This is a genomic window from Nocardioides maradonensis (assembly GCF_054777115.1).
This window is the reverse complement of sequence record NZ_BAAHAZ010000004.1, coordinates 290,995-308,582: the sequence shown is the minus strand read 5'-3', so window position 1 is coordinate 308,582 and position 17,588 is coordinate 290,995. Positions and strand designations below refer to the sequence as shown.

Here is a 17,588-nt window from a genome sequence, read left to right as displayed (position 1 = left end):
TCGATCCGGGCCCACTGGGCGTCGTTCAACACCTCAACACGCGACATAGGTCAACAATCACCGACCTGACGACCGCGATTTAGCAGACACGCCCTAGTACCAGCCGGTGGCCTGGGAGTGGCCCCAGGCACCACACGGCGACCCGTAGCGGTCCTGGATGTAGCCCAGGCCCCACTTGATCTGGGTGGCGGCGTCGTTCTGCCAGTCGGGGCCGGCGGACGCCATCTTCGAGCCGGGGAGGGACTGCGGGATGCCGTAGGCGCCCGAGGGGTTCGCCGCGTGCACGTTCCAGCCGCTCTCGCGGTTCCACAGCGACTCCAGGCAGCCGTACTGGCTGCTGCTGAAGCCGAACTGCGCGAGGAGCGCCTTGGCGATGTCGTGCGGGTCGGCCTGCGACAGCGTGCGCGACTCGGTGATCGCGGCCGGCTTGTCGTCGACGACCGCGGCCAGCTTCGAGGGGTCAGCGGTCGGGCGGGCGTCGCTGCGCGACAGCTCCGGGGCCCGTACGACGGGCGCAGCGCCGGTCGTCGACGTGGTGCTCAGCGTGGAGCCCTCGGCGACGAGGGACCCGCTCAGGTCGGCCGCGCCCTGCGCGCCCGCGTCCTTGCCCAGCATGCCTGCGCCGACCGAGACACCGGTGACCGCGAGCGCGACCGAGGACAGGACCAGGGTGTTGCGGGCGGCTCGCTTGGGAGCTTCGGCCAGATGGGCATGCCGAGGAGCTCCGCGGTGTTTGGGCGCGGGGCAGTTGGAGTTCGACAATGCTCAGTTCCTGGCTGGGCGACAAGGCTCATCGTCAGTCCGAGTCGGGCGGTATCGCAACCGGCCCCTGACGATCGCTCCACCCTGCCTGACGGGCGGAGGGGGTTGCAAATCACCGGACCGGTGTGTCCGGGTCACTCCGGACACACCGGTCCCAGCGATCACACCTGGCTCAGGTTCTCCAACATCTCGGTGACGAGCGCCGCGATCGGCGACCGCTCGGACCGGGTCAGCGTGACGTGCGCGAACAGCGGGTGGCCCTTGAGCTTCTCCACCACCGCGACGATGCCGTCGTGGCGCCCGACCCGCAGGTTGTCCCGCTGGGCGACGTCGTGGGTGAGCACCACCTTGGAGTTGGCGCCGATCCGGGAGAGCACGGTGAGCAGCACGTTGCGCTCCAGGGACTGCGCCTCGTCGACGATCACGAAGGCGTCGTGCAGCGAGCGTCCGCGGATGTGGGTCAGCGGCAGCACCTCGAGCATCCCGCGCGCCATGATCTCCTCGACCACGTCGTTGGACGTCAGCGCGCCGAGCGTGTCGAAGACGGCCTGCCCCCAGGGCGACATCTTCTCCTGCTCGCTGCCCGGCAGGTAGCCGAGCTCCTGGCCGCCCACCGCGAACAGCGGCCGGAAGACGACCACCTTCTTGTGCTGGCCGCGCTCCATCACCGCCTCGAGACCCGCGCACAGCGCCATCGCGGACTTGCCGGTGCCGGCGCGGCCGCCCAGCGACACGATGCCGACCTCGGGGTCGAGCAGCATCTCCAGGGCGATCTTCTGCTCCGAGGAGCGGCCGTGGATGCCGAACGCCTCGCGGTCGCCGCGCACCAGGTGCACCTGCTTGTCCGGTCCGACCCGGCCGAGCGCCGTGCCGCGGTCGGACAGCAGCACCAGGCCGGTGTGGCAGGGCAGGTCGCGAGCCGACTCGAGGTCGAGCGTGCCGTCGTCGTACAGCTCGTCGATGTCGCTGGCGGCCACCTCGAGCTCGGCCATACCGGTGTAGCCGGTGTCGGAGTCGGAGATCGCCTCGGCGCGGTACTCCTCGGCGACCAGGCCCACCGCGGACGCCTTGATCCGCAGCGGCAGGTCCTTGGAGACCAGGGTGACGTCGTGCCCCTCGTTCGCGAGGTTGCGTGCGACGGCGAGGATGCGGGTGTCGTTGTCGCCGAGCCGGAACCCGGACGGGAGCGTCGCCGGGTCGGTGTGGTTGAGCTCGACGCGCAGCGTGCCACCCTCGTCGCCGATCGGTACGGCGGTGTCGAGCCGGCCGTGCTCCACGCGCAGCTCGTCGAGGATCCGCAGCGCCCCGCGCGCGAAGAACCCGAGCTCGGGGTGGTGCCGCTTGCCCTCCAGCTCGGTGATCACCACCACCGGCAGCACGACCTCGTGCTCGGCGAACCTGCGCAAGGACCCGGGGTCAGCCAGCAGGACGCTGGTGTCGAGGACGTAGGTACGCCGCTTCGGCGTACCACCCTTCGTGCGGGTCTTGCGCGCTGCGGGCTGTGCCTTCGTGTTCGCCACGACTCACCTCACCGGACCGCGCGACCCAGGGCCGCCCCGGCCCTATCCCTGGTAGACGGACCGGGTTGCGCTTCCGTGGATCATCACGTCGGGCCTCCCGATGGCGACCGGCTTCCCCACCGGCCACTGATCGTGAAGGTACGCCGGTCGCGCAACCAGCAAGGGCGACACGCCCGTCCGCGTGGGTGAACTTCCGGTTTCAGATCCGGCGGTAGGCGAGGTCGGTGATGGTCCGCTCCGCCCGGATCCCCTTGCGCTCGAACTTGGTCAGCGGGCGCTCGTCCCACCGTTCCGTGACCCCGCCCTCGAGCAGCGGCTCGGCGTCGAGGACCTCGACCATCTGCTCGGCGTACTCCAGCCAGTCGGTGGCGAGGCGCCACACGGCACCCGGTGCGAGGCGGGAGGCGATCAGCGCCGCGTGCGGCGGGGTGACCAGCCGCCGCTTGTGGTGCCGCTTCTTGTGCCACGGGTCCGGGAAGAAGGTCCACAGCTCCGCGACGCTGTCCGGCGCGATCCGGGTCTCGAACAACCAGACCGCGTCCACGCTGCAGAAGCGGACGTTGCTCAGGCCGGCCTTCCCGACCCGGCCCAGGCCCTCGGCGACACCGGGCCGCCACACCTCGAGCGCGAGCACGTTCACGTCCGGACGAGTCGCTGCGAGGGCGGCCGTCGCCTCGCCGATCCCGCCGCCGATCTCGACCACGAGCGGCGCCTCGCGCCCGAACGCATCGGCCCAGGAGAAGCCGGGGTCGTCCACAGCCTCGTCGGGGATGACGAAGGCGTCGGCGTACGCCGTCCACGCCGCCTCCTGCGTGGCGCTGAACCGGCTGCCCCGACGCGAGTAGGTCAGGATCTCGCGCACCGGGCGACCGTCCTCGGTGAGCTTGTGGTGCGGGCGGGCCGGCGGCAGCTGGTGGTTCATGACCGGCCGATCCTACGGGGGTTTCGGCTACGTTCAGAGTCGTGGAGCAGCGACGGGTCCCGGGCGACCTGCTGATCCACCTGCGCCGCGCCCGCGACCACCTCGACCGCCACTTCGTCGAGGGCGCCGACCTGGACGAGCTCGCCCGGCTGGCAGGGATCAGCAAGTACCACTTCCTGCGCAGCTTCGCGAAGGTCTACGGGCGCACGCCGGCGGCGTACCTCTCCGAGCGTCGGGTGGAGCGGGCCCAGGACCTGCTGCGCACCACGAACCTGACGGTGACCGAGGTCTGCTACGCCGTGGGCTACTCCTCGCTCGGCTCGTTCAGCACCCGGTTCACCGAGATCACGGGCGAGACGCCCAGCGCGTTCCAGGCCCGGTACGCCGCGGAGGGCACGCCCCGGATCCCCGGCTGCTACGTCTTCATGGCCGGCCTCGTCGAGCGCCGCAATCCAGGAGAAGCGAGCACGGACGGCTGAGACCTAGGTTCATCGCATGATCACCAACATCAGCCTGGTGTCCGTCTTCGTGCAGGACATCGACGAGTCCCTCGCCTTCTACACCGACGTCCTCGGCTTCGAGGCCAAGGACGACATCCAGCTCGGGCCCGACTACCGCTGGGTCACCGTCGTCCACCCCAACCAGCCCGAGTTACAGGTCCACCTGGCCCTGCCCGGCCCGCCGATGTCGGACGACCTGGTCGCCGCGATGAGGCGCGCCCAGGCCGAGGGCGGCCTGCCCGGTGTCGGGCTGAACGTCGAGGACTGCCGGAAGACCTTCGAGGTCCTCAGCGCCCGGGGCGTGGAGTTCCTGCAGGAGCCGGCCGACCGCCCGTACGGCGTCGAGGCCCTGATCCGCGACAACTCGGGCAACTGGTTGGTGCTCGTCGAGCCCAAGGAGTACACGCCCGCCGACTTCGAGGGCGCCACGATCGAGTGAGCCCTTCGCCGCCGTCGCAAGGGGTGCTGGCACCCCCACCGATGGTGGTCCTGACCGGGTGGCCGCCCGGCGCCTCGAACGGGTTGCATGGAGACCTCCGGGCCGCCGGCGTCGACGCTGTGGGGGGCGACGGCGGCGGCTCGGGCCGCGAACCGCCGGCCGAGCGGAAGGGCTAGGCCGGGGCAAGCTCGCGGAGCACCTTCGGCGTGAGCTCCTCCTTGCGGACGTACGTCGACGCTCCGCAGCTGAGCGCGTCCTCGGGAAGGTCGCCGACGCCGTACGTCGACAGCAGGACGACCGTCGTCCCCGGGTGCGCGGCGGTGATCCGCCGGGTCGCCTCGATCCCGCTGATGCCGGGCATGTTGATGTCCATCAGCACCAGGTCGGGGTGCAGCCGGTCGACGGCGGCGACGGCCGCCTCGCCGGTCTCGGCCTCGGCGACCACGTGCCATCCGCCGACGACCGCCACCAGGGAGCGCGCCGCCTGCCGGAACGGCAGCTGGTCGTCGACGATGAGGACCTCAACCATCCCTCCAGCCTCCACGGCGGACCGGCCACCGGGAAGGGTGCTACCTTCCCCGCTCCGAGAGGTGCAGCAGCACCGCCGCGACGCGGCGGTTGACGTCCGGCGTGGGCAGCAGGCCCAGCTTCGGGAAGAGCGCGTTGATGTGCTTCTCGACGGCCCGTTCGCTGAGGAAGAGCGCCGCCGCGACGGCGGCGTTGCTCTTGCCCTGCGCCACCTGGTCGAGGACCTCCACCTCGCGCGGGGTGAGGCTGCCGATCGGCGAGGACTGCTGCGGCGTCACGAGCGCCTCCACCACGTGCGGGTCGACGACCGAGCCGCCGGCCGCCACGGCCTTCACGGCCTCCGCGAGCTGCCCCGGCTCGCTGACCCGCTCCTTGAGCAGGTAGGCGCGCCCGGCGCTCCCGCCGGCCAGCAGCGCGGTCGCGTACGCCGGTTCGGCGTACTGGGACAGGACGACCACCCCCATCGCGGGCCGCGTGGCCCGGAAGCCGACCGCGGCCCGGATCCCCTCGTCGCTGAACCCCGGCGGCATCCGCACGTCGGTCACCAGGACGTCCGGCTCCTGCGAGGCGACCAGCTCCTCCAGCGCGGCCAGGTCCCCGCAGCTGCCGACGACCTCGACCCCGGGATCACGCTCGAGCAGCCGCTCCAGCCCCTCCCGCACGAGCAGCGAGTCCTCGGCAATCGCCACCCTGATCACGCCCCGATGCTAGGGCGCAGCGCACGGCGACGACCCGGAATCGCCAAGTCTCGCCGCGGAGGTCGTGCCGATCGACCAGCTGACCGGCGCGAGGCACCCAGGTCTTGCCGCCAGACCAAGGCAGGACCTACGGAGGACAACCGCGACGGCCGGAGGGGTCGGCAGCGTGGCGCCGCCGCGACCGAGGCCGGGTCGGGCAACCCGGGAGCGACGAAGGAGCGACCGGGGCTGCCCGACCCGGCGAGAGAGCGATCAGCGGCGACACGCTCGACCCCGGAGGCCGCCAAAAACGCAGCGCCCGCCCAGCCCGAAGGGCTGAGCGGGACGCGGCGTTTTTGAAACTACTTGACGATCTTGGTGACGCGACCGGCACCGACGGTGCGGCCACCCTCACGGATCGCGAAGCGGAGGCCCTCGTCCATGGCGATGGGCTGGATGAGCTCGACCGACATCTCGGTGTTATCACCCGGCATGACCATCTCGGTGCCCTCGGGCAGGGTCACGACGCCCGTCACGTCCGTGGTCCGGAAGTAGAACTGCGGACGGTAGTTGTTGAAGAACGGCGTGTGACGGCCGCCCTCCTCCTTCGAGAGGATGTAGACGTTCGCCTCGAAGTTGGTGTGCGGGGTCGTGGTGCCCGGCTTGATGACGACCATGCCGCGCTCGACGTCCTCGCGCTTGGTGCCACGGAGGAGCAGACCGACGTTCTCGCCCGCCTGGCCCTCGTCGAGCAGCTTGCGGAACATCTCGACACCGGTGACGGTGGTCTTCTGCGAGGTCTCGCGGATGCCGACGATCTCGACCTCCTCGTTGACCCGGACGATGCCGCGCTCGATGCGACCGGTGATGACGGTGCCACGACCGGTGATCGTGAAGACGTCCTCGACGGGCATGAGGAAGGGCTTGTCGGTGTCACGCGCCGGGGTCGGGATGTACTCGTCGACGGCCGACATGAGCTCGGCAACCGACTCGGCCCACTTCTCGTCGCCGTTCAGCGCCGGGAAGGCGGCAACGCGCACGACCGGGATGTCGTCGCCCGGGAACTCGTACTCGGAGAGGAGCTCACGGACCTCCATCTCGACGAGCTCGATGAGCTCCTCGTCGTCGACCATGTCGCACTTGTTGAGGGCGACGACGATCGACGGAACGCCGACCTGGCGGGCCAGGAGGACGTGCTCCTTGGTCTGCGGCATCGGGCCGTCGGTCGCGGCGACGACCAGGATCGCGCCGTCCATCTGGGCGGCACCGGTGATCATGTTCTTGATGTAGTCGGCGTGACCCGGGCAGTCGACGTGGGCGTAGTGGCGCGCCTCGGTCTGGTACTCGATGTGCGCGATCGAGATCGTGATACCGCGCTGGCGCTCCTCGGGAGCCTTGTCGATCTGGTCGAACGGCGAGGCCTCGTTGAGGTCCGGGTACTTGTCGTGCAGGACCTTCGAGATCGCCGCGGTCAGCGTGGTCTTGCCGTGGTCGATGTGACCGATGGTGCCGATGTTGACGTGCGGCTTGGTCCGCTCGAACTTGGCCTTAGCCATTGCTGGCTCCTCCTGGGATTGTTACTTGACTCGTACTGAAAGGGTGGTGCGCCGAGGGCACAGGGATGAGGGACCCGAAGGTCACTCGCCGCGCGCCTTCTTGATGATCTCGTCGGCGATGTTCGTGGGAACCTCGGCGTACGAGTCGAACTCCATCGAGTACGACGCCTGGCCAGAGGTCTTGGACCTCAGGTCGCCAACGTACCCGAACATCTCGGACAGCGGCACGAGGGCCTGCACGACGATGTCGCCGTGACGCTCCTCCTGCGCGCGGATCTGGCCGCGACGGCTGTTGATGTCGCCGATGACCGTGCCGAGGAAGCTCTCCGGCGTGGTCACCTCCACCGCGAACATCGGCTCGAGGAGGACCGGCTTCGCCTGGCGAGCGGCCTCCTTGAACGCCTGCAGACCAGCGATCTTGAACGCGAGCTCCGAGGAGTCGACGTCGTGGTAGGCGCCGTCCTCGAGGGAGAACTTCACGTCGGTCATGGGGTAGCCGGCGAGGACACCGAACTCCATGGCCTCCTGGCCACCCTGGTCGACCGACGGGATGTACTCGCGCGGAACGCGACCACCGGTCACGTTGTTGACGAACTCGTAGCCCGCACCGGTGCCGGTCTCGGGGTCGATGTTCGGCTCGAGCGAGACGACGACCTTCGCGAACTGACCCGAACCACCGGTCTGCTTCTTGTGCGTGTAGCTGTGGTTCGAGACGGTGCCGCGGATGGTCTCGCGGTAGGCGACCTGCGGCTTGCCGACGGTGGCCTCGACCTTGAACTCGCGCTTCATCCGGTCGACGAGGATCTCCAGGTGGAGCTCGCCCATGCCCGCGATGATGGTCTGGCCGGTCTCCTCGTCGGTCTTGACGACGAAGGTCGGGTCCTCCTCGGCGAGACGCTGGATGGCGACGCCGAGCTTCTCCTGGTCGGACTTCGTCTTCGGCTCGATGGCGACCTCGATCACCGGGGCCGGGAAGGTCATCGACTCGAGCACGACGGGGTTCTGCGGGTCGCAGAGCGTGTGACCGGTCTTGGTGTCCTTCAGGCCCATGACGGCGACGATCTGGCCGGCGCCGACCGACGCGATCTCCTCACGCTTGTTCGCGTGCATCTGGTAGACCTTGCCGATCCGCTCCTTCTTGCCGTTGGAGGCGTTCAGGACGGTCGCGCCGGCCTCGAGCTTGCCCGAGTAGACGCGGACGTAGATCAGCTTGCCGAGGTGCGGGTCGGACGCGATCTTGAACGCGAGGCCCGAGAACGGCTCGGTGTCGGACGGCTTGCGCTCGATGACGGCCTCCTCGGACTCGTCGTTCGGCTTGTGGCCCACGATCGAGTCCACGTCGACGGGCGACGGGAGGTAGTCGACGACGGCGTCGAGCAGGGGCTGGACGCCCTTGTTCTTGAACGCGGTGCCGGTGAGGATCGGGTTGAGCTTGTCGGCGAGGGTCGCGCGACGGATGGCGGCCTTCAGGGTCGGGACGTCGAAGACGTCACCGTCCTCGAGGTAGGTCTCCATGATGTCGTCGTCGGCCTCGGCGAGGGTCTCGACGAGCTTCTCGCGGTACTCGGCGGCCTTGTCGGCCAGGTCCGCGGGGATCTCCTCGATGGTGTAGTCCTCACCCATCTGGGTCTCGCCGCGCCACACCTTGGCGTGCATCTCGACCAGGTCGACGACGCCGATGAAGTCGGCCTCGGCACCGATCGGGATCTGCAGCACCAGCGGGGTGGAGTTGAGCCGCTCGACGATCGAGTCGACGACGCGGTAGAAGTCGGCACCGGTGCGGTCCAGCTTGTTGACGAAGCACATCCGCGGGACGGCGTACTTGTTCGCCTGGCGCCACACGGTCTGCGACTGCGGCTCGACACCGGCCACACCGTCGAAGACGGCGACGGCGCCGTCGAGGACGCGGAGCGCGCGCTCCACCTCGACGGTGAAGTCGACGTGCCCGGGGGTGTCGATGATGTTGATCTGGTGGCCCTTCCACCAGCAGGTCGTCGCGGCCGACGTGATCGTGATGCCGCGCTCCTGCTCCTGCTCCATCCAGTCCATCGTGGCTGCGCCCTCGTGGACCTCACCGATCTTGTAGGTGATGCCGGTGTAGAACAGGATGCGCTCGGTGGTGGTGGTCTTGCCGGCGTCGATGTGCGCCATGATGCCGATGTTGCGGACCTTGTTGAGATCCGTCGTGATGTCGACTGCCACGTGAGTCAGCGTTCCTTAGGTATTGGGATGGGCAGGTGAGGTACGGCGGAGCCGGGTGGGCCCCGCCGTACCGGAGGTCACCAGCGGTAGTGGGCGAAGGCCTTGTTCGACTCGGCCATCTTGTGGGTGTCCTCGCGCTTCTTCACAGCGGCACCGAGGCCGTTGCTCGCGTCGAGGATCTCGTTCATCAGACGCTCGGACATCGTCTTCTCGCGACGGTCCGAGGCGTAGCCGACGAGCCAGCGCAGCGCGAGCGTGGTGCCACGCGTGCCCTTGACCTCGATCGGGACCTGGTAGGTCGCGCCACCGACACGGCGGGACTTGACCTCGATGGCCGGACGGACGTTGTCGAGCGCGCGCTTCAGCGTGATGACCGGGTCGGTGCCGGTCTTCTCACGGGTGCCCTCGAGGGCGCTGTAGACGATGCGCTGCGCGACCTGCTTCTTGCCGTCCTTGAGGACCTTGGAGACGAGCTGGGTGACCAGCTGCGAGCCGTAGACCGGGTCGACGTCGAGCGGGCGCTTCGGAGCGGGGCCCTTACGAGGCATTCTTACTTCTCCTTCTTCGCGCCGTAGCGGCTGCGCGCCTGCTTACGGTTCTTCACGGCCTGCGTGTCGAGCGCGCCGCGGATGACCTTGTAACGGACACCGGGCAGGTCCTTCACACGACCGCCGCGGACGAGCACGATCGAGTGCTCCTGGAGGTTGTGACCCTCACCCGGGATGTAGGCGGTGACCTCGACGCCGGAGGACAGGCGCACGCGGGCGACCTTCCGGAGGGCGGAGTTCGGCTTCTTCGGGGTGGTGGTGTAGACGCGGGTGCAGACGCCACGGCGCTGCGGAGATCCCTTCAGGGCAGGCGTCTTGGTCTTCGACGCCTTGTCCTGGCGGCCCTTGCGGACCAGCTGCTGAATGGTGGGCACTCTGGTGGTTCCCTTTCTGGCTTGCTCGTCACGGCCCGACGCCTTGTCGGGCTCGGAGGTGATGCTTGATGCTGTGCCGCACGCGCGTCTCAGGCGGAGGGAACCACCGGAGGGCAGGCGCAACGTGTCTGTGGCCAGACACGAGGTACGAGATTAGTCGGTGGCGAGGTCGACGGCCAAATCGCCTGACCCCGCGGGAACCACGCTCAGATCGCCGCTCAGATCGGTGCTCGAGGCACCGCTCGGAGCAGGCGTGGCGGCGCGCTCGGCGAGGCGGGCGATCCGGGCCTCGGCGTACCTCCGGACGAGCAGGGCGACGCCGATGCCGACGATGACCAGGACACCGCCCACGAGCAGGGTCCAGCGCGCCCCGAAGTGGGCCCCGATCGAGCCGATCACAGGTGATCCGATGGGGGTCCCGCCGGCCAGGACGGTGAAGTAGAGGGCCATCACCCGACCTCGGACGGCGGGATCGGACTCGAGCTGCATGGTGGCGTTGGCGGAGTTGAGCATGGTGATGGTGCTCAACCCGATGAGGGGGCACCAGAGCGCGAAGACCGGGTAGCTGGGCAGCAGGCCGGCGACGATCTCGGCGAGGCCGAAGGCGAGGGCGGCCCCGACGATGAGCCGCAGCCGGATCCGGCGGCGACCGGCGGCCAGCAGCGCGCCGGACAGGGAGCCGACGGCGAGGGCGGACGCGAGCAGGCCGTACTCCCCCGCACCCTTGCCGAAGACCTGGGTCGCCATCAGCGCGGAGGTCATCTGGAAGTTCATGCCGAAGGTGCCGGCGAAGAAGACGATGACCAGGACCATGAGCAGCTTGGGCTGGCCACGCAGGTAGGCGACGCCCTCGCGGAGCATGCCCTTGGCGGGGCGGGTCGAGGGGCGGCCGGTCAGCGCCCGCGGGTCCATCCGCTGCAGCTGCACGATGACGGCGAGGAAGGAGACCGCGTTCAGCAGGATCACCCAGCCGGTGGCGCGCGCACCGCCGCCGAGGGCACCGATGAGCACGCCGGCCACCGCCGGGCCGATGATCCGGGCGCTGTTGAACGAGGCGGAGTTGAGGCCGACGGCGTTGGTGACGTCCTCCGGCCCGACCATCTCCGAGACGAAGGCCTGGCGGGCGGGGGCGTCGAAGGCGGCGCCGAGGCCGAGCGCGAACGCGAGCAGGTAGACCAGCCAGGTCTGCGCGGCACCCGCGGCGGCGGTGGTGCCGAGGGCCAGCGCAGCGACGGCCATGGTGGCCTGGGTGAGCTGGAGGAGACGGCGCTTCGGGAAGCGGTCGGCCACCACGCCGGCGTACGGGGAGAGCAGGAGGATGGGCAGGAACTGCAGGCCCGTGGTGATGCCGAGCTCGGTGCCGCCGTTGCCGGGCAGCGAGAGCACCAGCCAGTCCTGGGCGACCCGCTGCATCCAGGTGCCGATGTTCGACACGATGCTGCCGGCGAGGTACAAGCGGTAATTGGGGTGGGACAGGGAGCGGAACGTGGGGCTCGTGGTGACTCCTTCGGGGGTCTCAGTCGCTCTCGGCGAGGGCCTGCAGGATCGGGGCGGCGCGTCGGAGGACCTCGCGGTCCTCGGGGTCGAGGGCCTCGAGACGTACGGCGAGCCACTCGTCGCGCCGGGCACGGTCGGCCAGCAGGGCGGCGCGACCCTTCTCGGTCAGGCCGACCACGACCTGACGGCCGTCGGTCGGGTGGGGTGTGCGCTCGGCGTACCCACCCTCGACCAGGCAGTTGACGGTACGGGTCATGCTCGGCGGCTGCACCCGCTCGTGGGCGGCGAGCGCGCCGACGGTCAGGTCGCCCTTGCGGTACAGCGCGCCGAGGACGGCCATCGCGCCGAAGCTCAGCTCGTTGGCGGGGTCGCGCTCGGCGAGGAGTCGGCGGCGCAGCCGCATCACCCCGCTGCGGAGCTCCGAGACGAGTCCGGTGTCAGGCATGTCGTTAGCATAACTCATTACCTTTGCTAAGTAAAGGGCCGAAGAGAGGGCCGAGCCCGCCGGCGCGGCCCTCCTCGCTCAGGTGAGCCAGTCGGTGATCGGGTGGATCGCGAAGTAGACGACGAAGAGCGCCGCGACGACGCAGAGCAGCGGGTGCAGCTCGCGGGCCTTGCCCTTGACCAGCTTGATCAGCACGTAGGCGATGAAGCCTGCCCCGATGCCGGTGGTGATCGAGTAGGTGAAGGGCATCAGCACGATCGTGAGGAAGGCCGGGATCGCGACCTCGAGGTCGTCCCAGGCGATCCCCTTGACCTGCTGCATCATCAAGAACCCGACCAGGACCAGCGCGGGGACCGCGGCCTCGCTCGGGATCACGTCCACGAGCGCGGCGAACGGCATCGCGAGCAGGAACAGCAGGCCGGTGACGACCGACGCCAGACCGGTGCGGGCGCCCTCGCCGACGCCGGAGGCCGACTCGATGTAGGCCGTGTTGGACGAGACTCCGCCGACACCCCCGGCCGACGCGGCCAGCGCGTCGACGACCAGGATGTTGCGCGAGCGGGGCGGCATTCCCCTGTCGTCGAGCAGGCCGGCCTCGGCGCCGATCGCGGTCATCGTGCCGAGCAGGTCGAAGAAGTCGGCCAGCACCAGCGTGAAGAGCAGCAGCAGCGCCGTCACCACGCCGGCGTGCTGGAAGGAGCCGAGCAGGTTGAAGTGACCGAAGGTGCCCAGGTCGGGGGTGCTGACCACGTCGTGCGGGAGCTTCGGGACGTTCTGTCCCCAGCCGCCCGGGTTGTCCGCCGACTTGCGCCCGAAGTCGCCGATCGCCTCGATCACGATCGCCAGCACGGTCGTGGCCACGATCGAGATCAGGATCGCGCCCTTGACCTTGCGCACCCAGAGGACGACCACCAGCGCGAGGCCGATGAGGAAGGTGAACACCGGCCAGCCGGTCAGCGAGCCCGTGGCGCCGAGCTGGACCGGCGTACCGACCCCGCCGCCGACGAAGCCCGCGTCGACGAAGCCGATGAACGCGATGAACAGGCCGATGCCGACCGAGATGGCGACCTTGAGCTCGGCGGGGACCGCCCGGAAGACCGCGGTCCGGAAGCCGGTCAGGACGAGCACCAGGATGATCAGGCCCTCGATCACGACCAGCCCCAACGCGTCGGCCCACGTCATCTGGCTCGCGACGGAGAAGGCCACGAAGGCGTTGAGGCCCAGCCCGGTGGCGATGGCCAGCGGGAAGTTCGCGACCAGGCCCATCAGGATCGACATCACGCCGGCCACCAGGGCCGTGGCCGCGGCGATCATGGCGATGTGCGGACCCGAGGAGCCGCCACCGAGGTAGTTGCCGTGGAGGTCCTTGGCGTAGCCGATGATCACCGGGTTCAGCGCGATGATGTAGGCCATCGTGAAGAAGGTGACGATGCCGCCGCGGATCTCGCGTCCGACCGTGGAACCACGCTGCTGGATCTGGAAGAGGCGCTCGAGGACGTTCGTCGGCGCCGTGGTGGTGAAGTCGCTCACGAGGGCTGAGCATGTCAGCAACGTCGTACGACGGCGAGGCCCGGGCGTTGCGTCGCGGTAACGTGAGCGGCGTGGAACTGCGCGACGAACAGCCGACCCAGCACGAGATCGGCAAGCGCACCTACCTGATCGCGCCGGTCGAGCCGCTCGACGTCGACGGGGTGCGCACGGTGCAGGTCGGGACGGCCCTGTTCGCGCTCGCGTTCGTGGCGCTGCTGCCGTTCTACGGCCGGCTGCAGACCGAGGGGCGCACCTGGCTGCTCTGGATGTGCCTGGCCGGGGTCGGGCTCGGCCTGCTCGGCATGGAGTACTGCAAGCGCCGCAAGGCCTTCCGGGCCGCGCGCGACGCCGCTGATGGGTGAGGCCCTGCCGCCCACCCGGTGGGCGCTCGGCAAGGACACTGCGGCTTCCGGCTACGCGGGACGCTTCGCCCGGCTGGTCGAGGACGGCGTCGACATCGTCGGCGAGGGACGCCTGGCCGACGCGCTGGTGGGCCGTGGTGCGCGGATCGTGGACGTGGGCTCCGGGATGGGCCGGATCGCGGCGTACCTGCAGGGGTGTGGGCACCGGGTCCTCGCGGCCGAGCCCGACCCGGAGCTGGTCGAGCAGTCCCGCCGTACCTATCCGGAGCTGGAGGTCCTGCCCGCCGAGATCCTGGCGCTACCGGCCGACCTCGGCCCGTTCGACCTGGTGGTCTGCGTGGGCAACGTGATCACCTTCGTCGCCGAGGGAACCGAGGTCGCGTGCCTGGAGCGGATGGGCTCGCTGCTGGCGCCGGGCGGCCGGATCCTGGTCGGCTTCCACCTGACGCAGGGCCCCTCGACGGCCCGGGTCTACGCGCCGGAGGAGTTCGTCGCGGACGTCGAGGCGGCCGGGCTGGCGGTGCAGCACCGGTTCGGCGGGTACGCGCTGGAGCCGGTCAACGACGAGTACGCCGTGTGGGTCCTGGCGCGCCCTTGAGCGAGGTCTCGTGACGGTCGCTGCGCGACCTCATCGACCACCGCGAGGCCCCAAGGCTTGCCGCCATGCCAAGGCGAGGCCTACGGAGGGCAACTGCGTGCGCGGCAGCGCGGCGCCGCAGCGACCGAGGCCGGGCGCGCAGGGCGAGGTGACGGAGGGAGCGAGGAACGAGCGACCGGAGGAGCCGAGACCTGCAAGTCCGGCGAGGGAGCGGCCGCGGCGACGCGCTCGCGCCCATTGTCAGAAGAGCTCGAGCTCGTCCGGGTTGATCGTGTCGAGGACCGGCGGAGCGGGCGGGACGGGCTGCTGGCGCTTGGTGAGGCGGACCTCGGAGTGGGCGCCGCAGCCGTGGCCGAAGGCGACCACGCGGCCGTCGTCGTTGGCGTCACCGTTGGCGCAGACACCGAACTCGCGCGACAGCGGGCCGGCGAGGCGGACCAGGAAGCCACAGGTGAAGCAGTGCTCGGGCGCGGACTTGGCGAGCGGGGACTCGGGGCCGGCGGCGCCGTCGTACCACCGCTCGGCGGCAGCGTCGCGGCCCTCCACCGACAGGGTGCGCACCCGGCCGAGGCCGAGGTCCTTGGCGACGGCACGGATCTGCGCCTTGTCGTCGGCGTCCAGCGGGTCGTCGCCGAAGGAGTACGTCGGCACCAGGCGCGGGTCGTCGTCCGCGACGGGCAGCAGGTCGCCGGGCGACAGGTCGCCGGGACGGATCCGCTCGCGGTAGGGGACCCAGGCCGGCGCGGTGATCGCGTCGTCGCCGGGCAGCAGCACCGTCTCCACGACGGTGACCTTGCGCTGGCGCGACGCACGGGTCAGTGTGACGGCCCAGTGCCAGCCGACGTACCCACGGCGAGCGCAGGCGAAGAGGTGCGTGGTCACCCGCGGGCCGTCGACGACGTGGCCGAGGTGCTCGCCGACGTCGCTGGCCGGCACGTCGGCCAGGAGGGCGTCACGGGCGACATCGACCGCGGCGATGGTCGCGGCGTCGGGCTTCTCCGCCTTGCGCTCGAGGGTGGACACGGGCACAGCATCCCCCATCGAGCCTGGGCGCGTCACGTCGGGGCCCTTGGGCAAGATAGGAGGGTGCATCCGGCCGATCCCGACTCGTCTCCTCCGACCGCGGAGACCGGCGACGCCCCGGAGTCGTCGATCGGGCACAGCCTCGGCACGGGCGCCCGTGCGACCGGGCGGGGGCTGCGGCGCGCGGCCCTTGCGACCGGACGGTTCGGCCGCTACACGGCGCGTCAGGCACGCAAGGCCGCCGACGCCCAGGGCGCGGCCACGTCCGGCCTCAACCGGCTGATCGAGGTGCACGCGGCCAACGCGGCCGGCGATGCCGCCATCACCATCGCGCTGGCCGGCACTGTGTTCTTCAAGGGTGCGACGTCCGACGCGCGCGGCCAGGTGGCCCTGTTCCTGGGCCTGACGATGCTGCCGTTCGCGATCGTGGCGCCGCTGATCGGGCCGTTCCTCGACCGGTTCAGCCACGGCCGCCGGTGGGCGATCGGCGTGACCTTCGCGCTGCGCGCGTTCCTGTGCTGGGTGCTGGCCGGGGCCATTGCGAACGACACCGCGTGGTTCTACCCGGCCGCCCTGGGCGTGCTCGTCTCGTCGAAGGCCTACGGCATCGCCCGCGCCGCCGCGGTGCCACGGCTGCTGCCCTCGGAGATCACCCTGGTCAAGGCGAACGGCCGGGTGGCCCTGGCCGGTCTGGTCGGGGCAGGGGTGTCCGCACCGCTGGCCGGCCTGGCGTCGCTGGCCGGTCCCGAGTGGGACCTGCGCTACGGGTTCGTGGTGTTCGTGATCGGCACGATCCTCGCGATACGGCTGCCGAGCCGGGTCGACTCCAGCGCGGGCGAGACCGGGATCGCCCAGGTCCAGGCGCGGCCCACCGAGGACGAGCCGGTGGCGGGGCGTCGGCCGCGCCGCCGTCGCGGCGTACCTCCTGCTGTCGCGTTCGCGCTGCGGGTCAACTGCGGGCCACGGTTCCTGTCCGGCTTCCTGACGATGTACTTCGCCTTCGTGCTCCGCGAGCACCCGGTCGACGGATGGACGCACGGACCGGCGCTGCTGATCGCGCTCGTCATCGGCTCCGCGGGCCTCGGCAACACGCTCGGCATCATCACCGCATCGCTGGCGAAGCGGATCAGCCCGGCGGTCACCGTGGTGGCGGCGCTCGCGGCCGACATCGTCGCGATCGTGCTCGCCGCCGTCTTCTACAACCTGCCGACGCTGGTGCTGCTCGGTGTGACGGCCGGGTTGGCGCAGTACCTGGCGAAGGTGTCGCTCGACTCCACGATCCAGACCGGCGTGCCGGCCACCGCGCACGCGAGCGCGTTCGCGCGCGGCGACACGACGCTGCAGTTCGCGTGGGTCATCGGCGGCTTCGTGGGGATCGCGCTGCCCATGCAGCCGAACCTCGGGCTCGGGGTCGCGAGCGCGGCCCTGCTCGCCTGGGCGGTCACGATGATCGTGCTGCCGCGCCTTCCCAAGGCCGAGGGCGCGCTGCCAGCCGGCTGATCCGCTCGAGCGATGAACCGCCATCGAGCGACCCAAGGCTTGCCGCCACCGCCAAGGCGGGACCTACGGAGGTCAACTGCGCGCGCGGCAGCGCGGCGCCGCCGGCGCTGAGCCGGGGTTCTCACCGGAACGAAGTGACGGGGAGAACCCCGGGAAACGCCGATCAGCGGCGACGCGCTCGCGCCAACTACTGGTCCAGCTCGTCGGCGAGGGCGCGGAGCAGCTTGGCGATCGGGCCGGCGACCTTGCGGTCGGGGTGACGCCCGTGCCGGTAGCCCTCACCGAGGCCGTCGAGCACGCGGATCAGGTCCTCGACGATCGGGACCATCTCCTCGGGCTTGCGGCGCTTGGCCTCCGCGCGGTTGCGGGTGACCGAGCTGGGCGCGTCGAGGACCTTGACCTGGAGCGCCTGGTCGCCGCGGCGGCCCTGGGCGATGCCGAACTCGACGCGGGTACCGGCCTTGAGCGTCGCAACGCCCTCGGGGAGCGCGTCGGAGTGGACGTAGACATCGGGGCCGTCGGGTTGCGAGAGGAAGCCGAAGCCCTTCTCGGCGTCGTACCACTTGACCTTGCCAGTCGGCACGGATCCGGCCTTCCTTCGTCTG

General features: G+C 70.3%; 19 protein-coding genes. 5 read left to right on the top strand and 14 right to left on the bottom strand.

Annotated elements, in window-relative coordinates:
- Positions 1–93: 93 nt before the first annotated feature.
- From ACYVAQ_RS06715 to trmB, 3 genes are all read right to left on the bottom strand, one after another.
- Positions 94–762, bottom strand: a complete 669-nt coding sequence (locus ACYVAQ_RS06715) for an aggregation-promoting factor C-terminal-like domain-containing protein (protein ID WP_460787720.1) — start codon at positions 760–762, stop codon at positions 94–96.
- A 161-nt stretch (positions 763–923) separates the two neighbouring features.
- Positions 924–2,282, bottom strand: coding sequence for a PhoH family protein (locus ACYVAQ_RS06710; protein WP_460787719.1), 1,359 nt, complete (start codon positions 2,280–2,282; stop codon positions 924–926).
- Positions 2,283–2,481: 199 nt separating this feature from the next.
- Complete coding sequence (gene trmB, locus ACYVAQ_RS06705; RefSeq protein WP_460787718.1) at positions 2,482–3,204, bottom strand: tRNA (guanosine(46)-N7)-methyltransferase TrmB; 723 nt, start codon at positions 3,202–3,204, stop codon at positions 2,482–2,484.
- Positions 3,205–3,245: 41 nt separating this feature from the next.
- On the opposite strand from trmB, the gene ACYVAQ_RS06700 reads away from it, so the two are divergent.
- Positions 3,246–3,683, top strand: coding sequence for a helix-turn-helix transcriptional regulator (locus ACYVAQ_RS06700; protein ID WP_460787717.1), 438 nt, complete (start codon positions 3,246–3,248; stop codon positions 3,681–3,683).
- A gap of 16 nt (positions 3,684–3,699) precedes the next feature.
- Positions 3,700–4,143: a VOC family protein gene (locus ACYVAQ_RS06695; protein ID WP_460787715.1), complete on the top strand. Its 444-nt coding sequence runs from the start codon at positions 3,700–3,702 to the stop codon at positions 4,141–4,143.
- 172 nt (positions 4,144–4,315) lie between these two features.
- Here the strand turns inward: ACYVAQ_RS06695 and ACYVAQ_RS06690 are convergent, their stop codons facing one another.
- From ACYVAQ_RS06690 to ACYVAQ_RS06650, 9 genes are all read right to left on the bottom strand, one after another.
- Positions 4,316–4,672, bottom strand: coding sequence for a response regulator (locus ACYVAQ_RS06690; RefSeq protein ID WP_460787714.1), 357 nt, complete (start codon positions 4,670–4,672; stop codon positions 4,316–4,318).
- A 40-nt stretch (positions 4,673–4,712) separates the two neighbouring features.
- On the bottom strand, positions 4,713–5,369 hold the full coding sequence (locus ACYVAQ_RS06685; protein ID WP_460787713.1) for a LuxR C-terminal-related transcriptional regulator: 657 nt from the start codon (positions 5,367–5,369) through the stop codon (positions 4,713–4,715).
- Positions 5,370–5,710: 341 nt separating this feature from the next.
- Positions 5,711–6,904 carry an elongation factor Tu gene (gene tuf / locus ACYVAQ_RS06680; protein ID WP_460787712.1) on the bottom strand — a complete coding sequence of 398 codons (1,194 nt, stop codon included), beginning with the start codon at positions 6,902–6,904 and terminating at the stop codon, positions 5,711–5,713.
- Positions 6,905–6,985: 81 nt separating this feature from the next.
- Entirely contained in the window at positions 6,986–9,106 is a 2,121-nt protein-coding gene (fusA, locus tag ACYVAQ_RS06675; protein WP_460787711.1) for an elongation factor G, read from the bottom strand.
- A gap of 77 nt (positions 9,107–9,183) precedes the next feature.
- Entirely contained in the window at positions 9,184–9,654 is a 471-nt protein-coding gene (gene rpsG, locus ACYVAQ_RS06670; protein WP_460787710.1) for a 30S ribosomal protein S7, read from the bottom strand.
- A gap of 2 nt (positions 9,655–9,656) precedes the next feature.
- A complete protein-coding gene (gene rpsL, locus ACYVAQ_RS06665; protein WP_460787709.1) occupies positions 9,657–10,028 on the bottom strand; it encodes a 30S ribosomal protein S12 in 372 nt (123 codons plus the stop codon).
- 153 nt (positions 10,029–10,181) lie between these two features.
- A complete protein-coding gene (locus ACYVAQ_RS06660) occupies positions 10,182–11,504 on the bottom strand; it encodes an MFS transporter (protein ID WP_460787727.1) in 1,323 nt (440 codons plus the stop codon).
- A 40-nt stretch (positions 11,505–11,544) separates the two neighbouring features.
- Positions 11,545–11,970, bottom strand: coding sequence for a MarR family winged helix-turn-helix transcriptional regulator (locus ACYVAQ_RS06655; protein ID WP_460787708.1), 426 nt, complete (start codon positions 11,968–11,970; stop codon positions 11,545–11,547).
- Positions 11,971–12,048: 78 nt separating this feature from the next.
- Positions 12,049–13,500: an NCS2 family permease gene (locus tag ACYVAQ_RS06650; protein ID WP_460787707.1), complete on the bottom strand. Its 1,452-nt coding sequence runs from the start codon at positions 13,498–13,500 to the stop codon at positions 12,049–12,051.
- Positions 13,501–13,571: 71 nt separating this feature from the next.
- On the opposite strand from ACYVAQ_RS06650, the gene ACYVAQ_RS06645 reads away from it, so the two are divergent.
- A complete protein-coding gene (locus tag ACYVAQ_RS06645; RefSeq protein WP_460787706.1) occupies positions 13,572–13,862 on the top strand; it encodes a DUF2530 domain-containing protein in 291 nt (96 codons plus the stop codon).
- Positions 13,855–14,460, top strand: coding sequence for a class I SAM-dependent methyltransferase (locus ACYVAQ_RS06640; RefSeq protein WP_460787705.1), 606 nt, complete (start codon positions 13,855–13,857; stop codon positions 14,458–14,460). Before ACYVAQ_RS06645 ends, ACYVAQ_RS06640 begins: the two co-directional genes overlap by 8 nt.
- Positions 14,461–14,700: 240 nt before the next feature.
- On the opposite strand, the gene ACYVAQ_RS06635 is transcribed toward ACYVAQ_RS06640, so the two are convergent.
- Entirely contained in the window at positions 14,701–15,483 is a 783-nt protein-coding gene (locus ACYVAQ_RS06635; protein WP_460787704.1) for a DUF3027 domain-containing protein, read from the bottom strand.
- A 63-nt stretch (positions 15,484–15,546) separates the two neighbouring features.
- On the opposite strand from ACYVAQ_RS06635, the gene ACYVAQ_RS06630 reads away from it, so the two are divergent.
- Positions 15,547–16,983 (top strand): MFS transporter, encoded by a 1,437-nt coding sequence (locus ACYVAQ_RS06630; protein WP_460787703.1) that lies wholly within the window; start codon positions 15,547–15,549, stop codon positions 16,981–16,983.
- A 187-nt stretch (positions 16,984–17,170) separates the two neighbouring features.
- On the opposite strand, the gene ACYVAQ_RS06625 is transcribed toward ACYVAQ_RS06630, so the two are convergent.
- Positions 17,171–17,566: a cold-shock protein gene (locus tag ACYVAQ_RS06625; protein WP_460787702.1), complete on the bottom strand. Its 396-nt coding sequence runs from the start codon at positions 17,564–17,566 to the stop codon at positions 17,171–17,173.
- Between the last annotated feature and the right edge of the window lie 22 nt (positions 17,567–17,588).